Source organism: Streptomyces sp. ISL-66 (assembly GCF_018614135.1).
Lineage (GTDB): Bacteria > Actinomycetota > Actinomycetes > Streptomycetales > Streptomycetaceae > Streptomyces.
The window spans coordinates 1-11,990 of sequence record NZ_JAGGOW010000240.1; the positions used below are offsets into that span (position 1 = coordinate 1).

Below are 11,990 nucleotides of genomic sequence, written 5' to 3' on the forward strand. Positions count from 1 at the left end.
CCATCCAAATGAGATGACTTCTTAGCACAGAGTCCTGTGGTTCACAGTTCAACGACGTCGTGTCTTGCTGTTGATGCTCGTTACCTTCGAGGCAGATTCGAGAGCTGCTTGTAGCCGTTGGGCGCGGAGGGCGAGGTGCTGGATCTGCGCTGCGGCGAGGGCAAGCTGAGTGACCAGATCTCGATTCCGTCGGCGGAGCTTTGCGTTGCGGGCGATGAGCTTGTCATGCTCGGTTGGCCCGCCGCGACGAGCGGTGGGTGTGGCCCGATGCTCGGAGATCTCTTGCGCGATCTCGGGATAGCGGCGGCGGAATGTCGTGTTGGTGAGATTGAGGCGTCGGGCCAGCGTGAGAACGCTGGGCCTGGTGTTGGTTGCCCGGCAGGCGTCCAACATCTCCTGGAGATGCCTGCGGACCAAGGCTTCGGGCAGGTCGGGGACTGGGCGAGTCATGCCGGGATGACCTCCTGCCCGTTAGCCACCAGGAAGGCCACCACTTCAGCCCGCCGGCTCTGGTGGAGTTGCTTGAGGCGGGGGGCCAACGTCGGCCGTGAGCCAAGACGCTTGTCGATGCGGGCGATCTCTCGTTGCCAGGCACCGACGTTCTCCGGCGTGAGCGTGACATTGCGGCAGGCCAGGGGCAGGCAGCCGCCGTGGGCAGGCAGACCCTCGCTGTTTCCGCGGCGCGCCTTCTCGCAGAGGGCTTTGGCAGGGTCGTTCACGCAGGTGATGTACTCGCCTGGGTAGATCGCCGGATCGTTGCGCTTCATGATCCTTCTCAGGCGGTGCTTGTCCAGAGCGACCTGGCCTTGGAACTGGGCTCGGTCTCCGAAGTCCGTCAGGCGGCGGGTGGCCTCTTCGGCTGAAGGGCCGGCGAGGTTGAGGTGCTGGTGGGCTTCGATCATTTCCATGTAGACCTCACCGCGGGCGATGGCCTGCTCGCTTTCGACCTCGGCCCGGAAGCCGGAGTCGCTGGTGCCGGCGTACCCCTCGAACATCCGGATCGACCGATGCCGATATTGCAGGGCGCCGGCGATGACTCCGCCTGGGCGCCGGGCGATGAACCAGGCCAAGGTCCGCCGGAAGTAGCTGGTCTTGAGCTTGAAGGGCTGGCCCACACTGTCCGCGATGATGTCGCTGCGGCCGCGGTCTGCGCAGAGCTGGTTTACGAACGCCACGAGGTCGTTGAGGTGTGTGTTGGTCGCTCTATTTCCCTCCACCTCGTTCGATGACTTCTTGGCGCCGTTGCCGTGAAGGAGTCCCGCGAAGAGGTATTCACAGGTCTTCGGCTGGAGCTTCTCGAGCACCTCGACTGCGCGGACGACAGTTGCGCAGACCGTCCAAGTCGCTGGGACGCCCTCCACCTCGTCTTCCCCTTTGAACGCGAGACTGCTGAGTTTCCAGCGGTAGGGACGGCCGTCTTCGTCGTATTTGATCTCGATGCAGTCGCGTTTGATGTGTTTGACCTCGCTCTCCCTCATGCCACTGAGGAAGGCGATCACCACGTAGCAAGAAGCGTGGAGAATGCGGCTGAGCCGAGCCAGGCTGTTCGCTGACTCGTGGTTGGTGGCGATCGAGTCGACCCACGGTTCCCCGTCCAGACGCCCTTGGACGCTTCCGTCGAGGAATGCGCCCTCGGTCACGCCGACGACAGCGGCGGCGGCCGCGAGGGCAGCGTGATGGGGCCGGACGTTGTCGTGACGGCAACCGAGAAGGCGGCTGAAGTGGGTCAGGCTGGGCTGTCCGCGCCAGCCGGGCAACGGGCGGCCGGCGGCGACGTATTCATCGAGGATCGCCTGCAGGCGTGATCCGACAGCGCTTCGCTCCAGGTAACGGCCAACGCGTTTCTCACGGCTTTCTCGCCATTCCCGGTCGGCTTCGAGGATGTCGGGGGCGAAGTCGTCGATGAAACGCAGTGCCCAGACCAACAAGGGCCCCAGGACTTCCTCGGGCAGTCGGTCGGTCTTGTTCTCGCCCCGCCCGGTGCTGGACGACTCCCTCCATCCGTCGAGGTGGAGCGGTTCGAACCGCAGGGCGTGTTCACCCATCTGCAGGCGCCAACGCCAGAGCAGCCGTACTCCGCCTCGGGAGGACTCGCGTTGAGAGCGATTGCTCGGGAAGCGGGCCAGGAGGTGCTTGCCGTAGTCCTCGAGATCGCTTGAGGACAGTACGGACAGTTCGTTCCGCTCCGGTGGCCACCGTTTGTCGAGCCACATCAAGAACCGTCGCATCTCGGTGAACATGCCTCGGATGGTGGCGATGGTTGGGGACGGTTCACCATCCGGCGGCTTCAACGAGAGCAAGGCGTAGAACAGCTGCTTGACCGCCGGCCGAAATCGTTGGGGCAGAGACAGAAAGTTCAAGATCATCGAGTACTCGTGGATCTTGAGTCGTGCGGGCGCCAGGTGCCAGACGTCGTGGCTGTAGCGAGAGGTGTCCTCCAGCCGGGCTCCTGGCCGCAGCGGGCGGCCGTGGAGGACGTACGGATCTTTCAGCGTGACTGCGGTGGGGTTGGAGGCGAAGGTCGCGATGCTCATGGCTGTTCCCAAGGTGGTTCGACCAGGTCAAGGAGGGCGTCGGGCAAGGACTGCTCTTGTGCTTTGCTGACTTCGGCCGGGGAGAACTTGGCAAGGATGTCTCGCCGGACGGCGACCCATGCAGGGCCATAGCGTTTCCACCAGTCGCCCTCGCTCATGCGTTGGCGCAGGCCCCCCAGAGCTTCCAGCAGGGCCAGGATCCGGGGCAGATGATCGCGGGTGACCAGGCAGTTTCCGCAGTGGAAGCAGACAAGGAACGAATCGCCGCAAGGTGCTCCGGTCTCCGGGTTGTGGTCATGGTCCTCGCAGGCCGTCCAGGCGGTGTCCAGGTTCCCGTCGGAGAGATCGCGGGCGGTCTGCGGGGCGAGTCCTGCTACCTCGAGCTGCTGGGCGGAAGAGTCGTCAGTGATCACCTTGGGACCGCCACCGCGGCGTCCCGCCACCGCCGCATGGGCGCCCAGGGCAGCTTGCTCCGCATCCCCGAGAGCCTCGGTGATCACTTCCTCCGCCCACTCGCGGGTGGCTTCGTCGGGCTTGAGGTAGTTGGCGAACAGGACCTGGGCGGTGTTGCTCTTCGCCGACGAGGGCAGGTGGCCACCCAGCTGGCGAGTCCGGCGGGCATCCATGCTGGTTTTGATCTTGTTGAAAGTCACGACCAGCGGGATCGGAGGTTCCTTCTCCGAGCCGTCTTCCGCGGCCTTCGCTTTCGCAGAAGGCCGCGGATCAGCGAGTACTGGTTTGATCCTCGTGGCCGCCCATGCGGACATCTCGATCCCAGAACCGCGTCCGAGGTCCATCTCGAACGGAGCGAAGTGCTCCGACCGGTTGCGCTCTGCGACGGCCCAGTTGTTGCGCCAGAAGCAGATGGCCGCGGTGGAGCCGCAGAATTCCCGGCTGCGGCCCGTCAGCTCGAGCAGGAGAAGGTAGAGGCCGCCAGGGGTGTGCAGCTCACGCGACTTGGGACCGATTTCCCAGGTCACCGTCTCGAACCACTGCTGGACTCCATGGCGTCGTTTCACCAGGACGACCTCGACCGCCCGGTCCTCCAGCAGCCGGTGTCTGACCGGAAGCTCCTTGAGGCTTTCCCCGTTGCGTTCAGTGACCACGGCGAGGAGAGCCATCAAAGGCGCCAGATCCGCCCACGTCATGAAGAGGTGTCCCGCGAGATCGGCTCTCCGTCGGAGCCAGTATCTGTCGCCCTCCAGCAGAGGGATCTCGCCTGTCTCCGCGATGCGGATCAGGGTCTCCCCTAATTCCCGCTGCCGGGCGTCCAGTTTCCCGGGGTCTTCCCGCGCCTGGCGCAGGAGCTGTTCGCCGGCTCGAATACGCCGAGAGATCCGGGCTACGTCCGCTCGGGCCGCGGCCGTCAGCCGATCCAACTCGCCGTGTGAGTAGCCTCCGACTCCCGACTGCTTGAGCGTGGGCAGCCGGCGGTTGAAAGCGTCCCAGGCGTCAGCGGGAAGGAGGTGGGAAATCCGCTCATTCTCGAACTGCTTGCTCATCTCACGCATTTGGACGTGCCGCGTACTCTTGGCAGAACCTGGTCGAGTGTAGAAGGCATTCACATGTTCACGGGTCAGTTCATCGACGGTTTTCGGCGGCTGCTCCAGCGAGGCCAGGAACTGGATCCAGGCTTTGGCCGAGGTCCAGCTGTTCCGGCATCCCGACAGAGTTCGGATTCCGCCGCTGTGCCCGACCCTCAAAGCCAGGGCCTCAGCCAGAATCGGATGCCAGCCGGGCATCGCCAACGGCCCGAAGTCGTAACTGGCCCGGCGGTCGTCATCACCATGGAAGTCAACGATCAAACCGCCCGCGTTTCCTTCCCGGACGAGCGGCGGCGCTTCGTAGCCACTGGGTGGAAGGGCGGACGGGCGTCCTGGACCAGTGCTGCCACGGCCCCGGCTTGTCACGCCGATACCTCTCTGGGCAGATCCTGCGGCGGCGTCTCGTTCCCGAGACTCCCCAGCGGCGTGTCCCGGGGGTCCTCCCAGGTGTCGGGGACCAGGGCCATACGCGTCTCCATCTCGAGTTCCTGCAGGGCATGCAGATAGATCAAGGTCGAAAGCTGCGAAGTATGGCCGAGCCTGCGGCGGATCCAGTCCATGGGGTCTCCGAAGATCCGCTGGTAGTGGAGTCGCTGAGCCTGATTCATGTCGGCGAGATCGGCGATGTGGCCGCGCTGAAGCTGTTCGAGGGTGATGACCGCGAACGTGTGACGCAGGAGGTGTGCATGAGCTCGAAGAGTCAGGCCGGCCTCCTCGCATCGGCGGTTGGCGTCGGTGAACATGTCCTTCCACGTTGACAAGGACAATGGCAGCCCGCTCTCGCCGAGCCAGAACATCGCGGGCTCGAGGCCGTCCTCGGTATCCACCAGGAGCCGGCGCCGCTCGCGCGGGTTGAGGAGCCTGACGTTTACCTTCTCGCTGCGGTTGATGCCGCTCGTGTACCGAGCCATGTGCGGGGTTCTCGGATCATCGATCACGATCGGGCGCCGGATCTGTCCGTAACGCCCCGCGTCACGAGCCTCCTCGACGACCCACCGTCGGTCGGCAGCCTCGTAGGCGGTCAGATCCCGCCGGACCGACGCAGGCTCGTAAACCCAGCGTCCCGAGTTCCGCTTGGCGATCGCCCCAGGCAGCCAGAACCTGCTGTAGCCCGCCGGACCGGGCCCCCTCGGGACTTCTAAAATGATGCGACTGGCCTGCTCCTCCAGCCTCATCCCCGTCCGGACCAACGAGTCGCTGAAGGCACCATTACGCGATGCCCACCGGCCGCGGAAGTTGTCCCGGGGCAGGCCCTCACGGTCATAACCAAGGACGCCGACGTCCCGCCACCGGCGATATGCCGGTGCAGGCAGCCACTCGAAGGCTTCCTTGCCGCCTTGATCGTGGGAGTACGTCGCTGGCACCGTGTCCACGACCTCGTCCGGCACCGGGCGCCGTCGGCCTTTCTTCTCCTCGTCCTTCGAATCACGCCGGGGCCGCTGTGGGATCGGGACTGACGGGACCCAGGATTTGGACTTCGCGAAAACGTAGAACTGCTGGATGTGAGAGATCTCCTGGCTCCACGTGTCGCCATCAACGCGGGGCCCACCTGGATCACGGCGACGCCAGTGGTGGTAAGCCGCGTGATCCTCCTCGGTCGCGTCCCGCCAGTCCTTCCCGCCCCGGCTCTTGTGTAGGAAGTTCAAGTTCCGACAGAGAGCCGACGCCCGGTTGAGCTGGCTGTTCAGCGGACCCGCCATCAGGTTCACCCGATGGAAGTACGAGTTCAGGTCCGTGTCGTAGACGAAGCACGGCGACAACAGGTACGGCGTCCCATCAGGAATGCCCAGGTCGTCGAGCCAAAGTTCCCACTCGCCCGAGGAAAGCTGCAGGTGCCAGGGCTGCGGCTCAGGCTGCGGTAGGTCCCGCGAGCTGTAGTGCACTGACCAGGCGTCTTGTCTCAACACCCGCGGACCGTACATCCACCCGGTCAGTGACCGAGCGTGCACAAGTGGCCGAAGACGGCAAGCAGGCTGGGCAGCACGGCGATCTCCAGGTGCGGTCACGGTACGGGGACGGGGGTGCCGGTGAGATGCTCGGCCCAGCGGGCGAGGCGGGGAGCGAGGTCCGAGTGGCCGCCGCGACCGGCGACCTGGAGGAGCTGGAGGAGCTGGGCGAGCGCGACGAGTTCACCGGTCCTTCCCGCGGCCGGGTCCAGGACGTGGGCGAACTCGTGGCGGATCCGGGCGGCCGTGGCTGGCTGGGCGAGGCTGTAGGCGTGGAGGAGGCCGGCGTCATATCCGACGGGCGTCCGCCCCCAGGACTCCCAGTCCAGAATGACCAGATTTTCGCCACACAGGTTCGCCCAATGGAGATCCCCGTGGCCGGTGGTCCACGCGTTGATCGGCACGGGCGGGATGCCGAGATAGACGGCGAAGTTCTTGTCGATCCACTGCTGCCGGACGGCCTGCCGTTCGGTGGGCACGGACGTCATGGCCGTCAGGGCGGCGCTCAGTTCAGTCCACCACACCGGCGGCAGGGCGGGGTCTTGGGTGAGGACGGGCCCTCCGGCTTGGATGACCGGCCAGGGTACGAGCTCGGACAGCTCCGCGCGGTAGCGGTGATCGCCCGCCGTCCACTCCAGAACGTCCACGATCCGTGGCCTGGGGATGGCGCGTGGCAGCTGGGCGTCCGCGGCCGCCGCGCCGTCCCAGAGCCGGCCTGCCGGTTTGTCCAGGGGCTGGGAGACGACGCGCAGCCATCGGTCGCCGCAGCGGCGGCTGATGGTGCGGCCCTGCCACCCCCATGCTTCGGGGCCCGATGCGGCGGTGACCAGGAATGTGCGCGCGGCTCGGTGATGGGCGTCGCTTGGGCGAGTTCGGAGTCGGCCGGCAGGGGCCGGTGGGCGTGCATGTCGGTGCGCAGGATGTTCGCGAGGACCAGGCCGTCGCCGGGGTCGGACTTCTTGCGGCTGACGCGGTGGCGGTCCCGGTAACGGGCGGCGGCGAGCGGATTGATCGCGAAGACCCGACGACTGCCGGTGCGCAGGCTCGCGACCAGGAGGCCGTGGCTGGTCTCTATGGCCACCGGTATCGGATCGTCTGGGTTGTCACCGTGCTCGGCCAAGAGAGCCAGGAGGCTGTGGTAGCCGGCCGCGTCGTCGGTGATACGGGCCTTTGCGAGCAGAGTGCCGGCTTCGTCGACGAGGGCGATGTCGTGGTGGCGCTCCGCCCAGTCGATGCCGCAGAACACGGTCAAGCTGTCCTCCCAGATCCGTTTATTTATGCAGGTCACGAGCACATGCGGGTCACGCGGCGCCCTAATCCAAGGACTCGTTGGTCCGCCATCTCAGTAGCCGTTCGCGACACCAGCACACTCCAGGGGCTCGATCTTCTGCAGAGCTCGCGGGCTCGCGGATGAACAAGAGGTCGACCCTGGAGCGGGCTCGCGCCGTGACGATCAACGTCTGGCTAGTCGCCGGGAGTTTCCCGGTGATCACGGAGGCGCCGGGCTGCGCCGCTCTTGACAGAGGCCTCAAGGGCCCGGGGAAACGGAGGCATCAGCCCGGCGCCCGCGTCATCACCGCGAACCCCGCAACGGACAGCAGTGCCGCTCTTTGAGGAGGCCTTGACGGCCAGGGGGGATCCAGGCATTCGCTGTCCTGCGTGAGCAGTCGCCCCGGGTCGTTGCATGAGCCCGGGCCGTCTGCTTACACCCTGGATTAGGGGGGATCACGTCGGCCCCTCGCCCGTCGACCGGGCCCGCCCCGGCTCCAAACACCACCTGATCGTCGACCGCCACGGAACCCCGCTCGCCGTCACGCTCACCGGCGGCAACCGGCACGACGTCACCCAGCTCCTGCCCCTGCTGGACGCCGTCCCGCCGATCCGGGGGCTGCGGGGACGTCCCCGCCGCAAGCCCCGACGCCTGTACGCGGACCGGGGCTACGACTTCGACAAGTACCGCCGTCTACTGTGGAAGCGCGGCATCAAACCCGTGATCGCCCGCCGCGGCATCGCCCACGGCTCCGGACTGGGCAAGGTGCGATGGGTGGTCGAACGCGCCTTCGCCTGGCTGCACCAGTTCAAACGGCTCCGCATCCGCTACGAACGACGCGCCGATCTCCACCAGGGCCTGCTCGAACTGGCCTGCAGCCTCATATGCCTCCGCCGCCTGCGAACCTCATTCTGAAACGATCAGTTAGAGGGTCGGCCAGTAGGTGCCGAGCTGAGCGGCAGTAGCAGGGTCCCTGGCCGGCGTCATCATCACCGTCCGCCGCCTGATCCGACGCGCCTGGACCCTCTACCGCTGGGACACCCGCCCTCGAAGGCCCCGAATCCGATGACCTGCAGGCGGACACCCTAAGCGAGAACATCTGGCACTTCCGTCGCGGCCTCGTTCCCGATCCCTCGCGATAGTAGCCATGGACTTAATGTCCATGTACTGTATCTGCCATGAGCGGAGCACATCCCGACCCCACGCCAGGCTTCCTGGTCTGGCGTCTCTCCATGAAGTGGCGGGTGGCGGTCGACCGGGCCATCGGCCCGCTGGGCCTGACCCACGCCCAGTACTCGCTGTTGGCCTCACTGCTCGACATGCAGCAGGCCCGGCAGCAGCCCAGCCAACGCCAACTCGCAGACCACACCGGCCTCGAACCGCTCTACGTCTCGAAGCTGGCCCGCGCTCTGGAGGCCGCCGGTCTCGTCGCGCGCACCCCTGACCCCGCCGACACGCGGGCGGTCCGGCTGTCGCTCACCGACCAGGGCCGCGAGGTCACCCACCGCGCGATCGAGATCGTCCAGCAGCGGATGGACGAGCTGCTGGCGCCCACGGGTGGCCTGGACGGCGCACGCACCAAGGTGTTCGCCCGCGAGCTGGCGGCCCTGCTCGACGTACCACTCAACCCTTCGGCCAAGGAGTAGTCATGTCCACCACCACCCCTGCCGCTCCCGCCATCAACGGCCAGGTCGTCGGCCTGGCCCATTACGCCTCGCGCGCCGTCCTGGAGCGCGTGCTGGCCCGCAGCGGCACCACGTTTCAGCAGTCGCTGGCGCTGGGCGCCGTCGCGGGCAGCGACGATGCCGTCGACCGCGACCAGCTGGTCACCCAGATGATCGAGCGCCTGAAGATCGACGAGTCGGCGGCATTGGAGACGATCGCCGAGCTGACCGCCTCTGGCCTGCTGGAGTCCCTGCCCGCCGAGGAGTCCCGTCTGCGGCTCACGGATGCGGGCCGGACGCTGAGCGGGGAGATCCGCGCCGCCGGCGCCGAGATCGCCGCCCGCCTGTACCGCGACATCCCCGCCGAGGACCTGGCGGCTGCCGCCCGCGTACTGACCCTCGTCACCGCCCGGGCCAACGCCGAACTGGCCGGCGCCGAGCAGTAGTCGCCACCAATTGCCGGCCCCTACTGGCGGACGCTCTTACTTGACTCGGTCATCGGGCCTCCCCGGCTGAGGCGTCGAGGGCGCGCTCCGGAGTTTCGAGCCTCTGGTGTGGTTGTTCCAGGCGAAGTGGTGTCCAGTCGACGCCTCTCACCGCGAGCAACGCAGCCTCGACCTTGGCCGGCAATCGCCGACCGGCGATCGGATTGCGCGCGAGATGCCACCATCGGAAGTCCGCGACCTGGCTGATCGCGGCATCAGCCCGCGCGATCAGCGGGTCGAGCGTCGTAGCCTGCCTGGCGATGTACGCCGCCAACTCCTCACGGTAAGGCTCCAGCGTTGGATCTTCGGCAACGGTCATCCGCCACAGCCGCAGAGTGGAGAACTGGACCCAGGACCGCGATGAGACCTCAAGTGCTGCGCCCGAAGCGAGAAGGAACTCAACCGATTTGGTCAATCTCCGTTCACGACCTCGCAGAGTTCGATCGCGCGCCACGTCCTCGAGTGTCGTGATCGCCTCGCGAAGTCTGTCGATGTCGTGGAGCAAGTGTTTCCGGAGCAGAATCCCGCTCGACTCGATCTGTCCCCAGTTCATCTCCGAGAGGGTCTCGACGCTTCTCGCGGTTCGGTAGACCTCCCCAAGTTGGTCCTGCGCGGCGCGAGCCTCCGAGTGCCATTCGCGGAGCTGCTGTCGCTGGACGCTTCCCACCTGTTCGGAAATGGTCGTGAGCTGCTTCTCGATCCGATCAAGCTGCGCCTGGAGCGCCATCGCGGAAAGAGCGTTCGTCATCGACGCTGCTGCGGCGAGCCCACCTACCCCCTTGAGGCGTGCAACATGCTCGAACCTGCCCTTGCTGCCTCGAACGAGGGCGAGGACCTCTCCGGCCTTGTCCTTCGCCGCACGGCCCGCGCGAAGAGCAGCCGCCATCTCCGGGTCGACCCGCACGATGCATCCGACCATCTGCTGGTACGCCTGTACGCCGTCCACGGCAGCCTTGGCCTGAGTGGCCCATGACCCGAGCTGCATGGGCGTTTGGATCACCGTCGTGCCGAACACGTCCAGATTCTCGCGCGCGCCGAACGCGTACACCTCATCGTCGCTGGTTCCCGGCAAGACCAGAACCTGGGAGTCAACGACGGGTACGGGCGATGGTCTCGACTCCGTCGACACCATGCCGTTCATGCCCGACGGCGGCTGCGGTTGAGGGTCCCCGTCTACGGGCGCGGTGAAGACATCGAACCGACGCCGACGGAGGATCAAGAGTGTTGCCAACACCGCACAGCCCGCCGCTGCTAGGGCGACCAGGGTGATTACGGCAGCGTTCAACATGCGCCAACTCTAACGACCTTGGGGTGAACAGTGGGCCCTGATCCCATTCCCGCCTCGCCACCGTGTGGCGGCCGAGGTTTCAGAGGTCGTTTTCACCTGTCTTGGCTGTCTACAGGCTGATTCTTGGAGGGGACAGTGGTGGCGCGATTCACCCCGATCCCGAAGCGGTGGGCGGTCGAGCGGACGTACGGCTGGCTGATGCTCCACCGGCGCCTGGCCCGCGACTACGAGACCCTTCCCACCCGCTCCGAAGCCCTGGTCAATCTCGCCATGACCGACCTCATGGCCCGCCGCCTCACCGGCGAGAACACCATCTCCTGGCGCGACCCGAAGAACACCACCAAACAGCCCATCCCGGGATGAAACATCGGACGAAAACGACCTCTCAGCTTGTCATTTATCCAGTCGGCGGGACTTGGTGCCCTTCTTGTGATGGGCGGGTCTGGTGTACGCCTCGCCGGTTGCGAGGACCCGTCCCACGTCGTGACGGGTTGCCGAACGGCTGATTCTTGAACCGAGTGGGCGGCCGGGGCCAGGTCGGGAGGGTTTGGGCGCACGCGCTGGCGTCGGGGTCTGAGCGTGGAGGTTTCTGAACCCGGTTCAGGCGGGGGTCGTGGTCACCCGCGCAGTGTGCCGCCCAGCCTCGGCGGTCCGGGCCGGTTCACCGGCGGTAGCAGTGGCTTAACGCTCTGTTCTGGTGAGCTGAAACAACCAGCCTGGCCCTGCTGGCCAGGGCCAGAGCACTATCACCGCTGATAGCGGCCTGGCCCTACCCGCAGGGCCGGACCTGGGAGACTAGGGATCATGACCGACCGTCGACCGCTCTCGCTGCCCGCCTTCTCCGAGCCCGCTTCCGACGCTCCCGTACCCGCCCAGGCGGGTGGGCGCCGGCTGATGCCGGTCGAGCAGGGCGCCGACTTCCGCCAGCCGCCCGGCGAGACCGAGCCCGAGCCCGCACCTGAGCCCGCACCCGCCCCGGCCCGACGTCCGCTCGCTCCCGGCGGCCTCACCTTCTCAGACCCGGACCGCCATATCTGAGCGTTACCACCACGGATTGCGCCACGTCCAGGACCAGCTCACCACCTAGGTCCTGTCTGGAGTCCAGATCATGAGTTTGGTAGATCGCCTGCGCGCAGGGTCTTGGTCTTGATAGGCCATCAGTCATGGCACGAGGCGATCTCACCGACGAGCAGTGGGCTCTGATCGAACCCCATCTCCCTATCGCTGCGGTCGGTCCTATCCCCGACCTGCGGAAACAC

9 protein-coding genes and 4 pseudogenes are annotated in these 11,990 nt (G+C 66.4%); 6 read left to right on the forward strand and 7 right to left on the reverse strand.

Features of this window, described 5'->3' with window-relative positions; all coding sequences use genetic code 11:
• Nucleotides 1-48: 48 nt before the first annotated feature.
• From J7E97_RS35010 to J7E97_RS35035, 6 genes and pseudogenes are all read right to left on the reverse strand, one after another.
• Nucleotides 49-450, reverse strand: coding sequence for a hypothetical protein (locus tag J7E97_RS35010; RefSeq protein ID WP_215035642.1), 402 nt, complete (start codon nt 448-450; stop codon nt 49-51).
• Nucleotides 447-2,534: a hypothetical protein gene (locus tag J7E97_RS35015; RefSeq protein WP_215035644.1), complete on the reverse strand. Its 2,088-nt coding sequence runs from the start codon at nt 2,532-2,534 to the stop codon at nt 447-449. The genes J7E97_RS35010 and J7E97_RS35015 overlap by 4 nt, the downstream gene beginning before the upstream one ends.
• Complete coding sequence (locus J7E97_RS35020) at nt 2,531-4,339, reverse strand: hypothetical protein (RefSeq protein WP_215035646.1); 1,809 nt, start codon at nt 4,337-4,339, stop codon at nt 2,531-2,533. The genes J7E97_RS35015 and J7E97_RS35020 overlap by 4 nt, the downstream gene beginning before the upstream one ends.
• Nucleotides 4,340-4,440: 101 nt before the next feature.
• Complete coding sequence (locus J7E97_RS35025; protein WP_215035648.1) at nt 4,441-5,985, reverse strand: integrase; 1,545 nt, start codon at nt 5,983-5,985, stop codon at nt 4,441-4,443.
• Between the two features lie 95 nt (nt 5,986-6,080).
• A complete protein-coding gene (locus J7E97_RS35030) occupies nt 6,081-6,671 on the reverse strand; it encodes a hypothetical protein (RefSeq protein ID WP_251055662.1) in 591 nt (196 codons plus the stop codon).
• Nucleotides 6,672-6,874: 203 nt separating this feature from the next.
• A pseudogene (locus tag J7E97_RS35035) lies at nt 6,875-7,291 on the reverse strand (transposase); the annotation flags it as partial.
• A gap of 453 nt (nt 7,292-7,744) precedes the next feature.
• On the opposite strand from J7E97_RS35035, the pseudogene J7E97_RS35040 reads away from it, so the two are divergent.
• The 4 genes and pseudogenes from J7E97_RS35040 to J7E97_RS35050 all read left to right on the forward strand — a co-directional run.
• Nucleotides 7,745-8,209, forward strand: a pseudogene (locus J7E97_RS35040) (IS5 family transposase); the annotation flags it as partial.
• Nucleotides 8,210-8,267: 58 nt separating this feature from the next.
• A pseudogene (locus J7E97_RS37175) lies at nt 8,268-8,363 on the forward strand (IS5/IS1182 family transposase); the annotation flags it as partial.
• Between the two features lie 109 nt (nt 8,364-8,472).
• Nucleotides 8,473-8,940, forward strand: a complete 468-nt coding sequence (locus J7E97_RS35045) for a MarR family winged helix-turn-helix transcriptional regulator (protein WP_215035650.1) — start codon at nt 8,473-8,475, stop codon at nt 8,938-8,940.
• Between the two features lie 2 nt (nt 8,941-8,942).
• Nucleotides 8,943-9,404 (forward strand): MarR family winged helix-turn-helix transcriptional regulator, encoded by a 462-nt coding sequence (locus J7E97_RS35050; protein ID WP_215035652.1) that lies wholly within the window; start codon nt 8,943-8,945, stop codon nt 9,402-9,404.
• Nucleotides 9,405-9,453: 49 nt separating this feature from the next.
• On the opposite strand, the gene J7E97_RS35055 is transcribed toward J7E97_RS35050, so the two are convergent.
• Nucleotides 9,454-10,731 (reverse strand): hypothetical protein, encoded by a 1,278-nt coding sequence (locus J7E97_RS35055; RefSeq protein ID WP_215035654.1) that lies wholly within the window; start codon nt 10,729-10,731, stop codon nt 9,454-9,456.
• Between the two features lie 147 nt (nt 10,732-10,878).
• Here J7E97_RS35055 and J7E97_RS35060 point away from each other — a divergent pair.
• Nucleotides 10,879-11,094 (forward strand): annotated as a pseudogene (locus tag J7E97_RS35060) (IS5/IS1182 family transposase); the annotation flags it as partial.
• A gap of 441 nt (nt 11,095-11,535) precedes the next feature.
• Entirely contained in the window at nt 11,536-11,769 is a 234-nt protein-coding gene (locus tag J7E97_RS35065; protein WP_215035656.1) for a hypothetical protein, read from the forward strand.
• Nucleotides 11,770-11,990 lie beyond the last annotated feature (221 nt).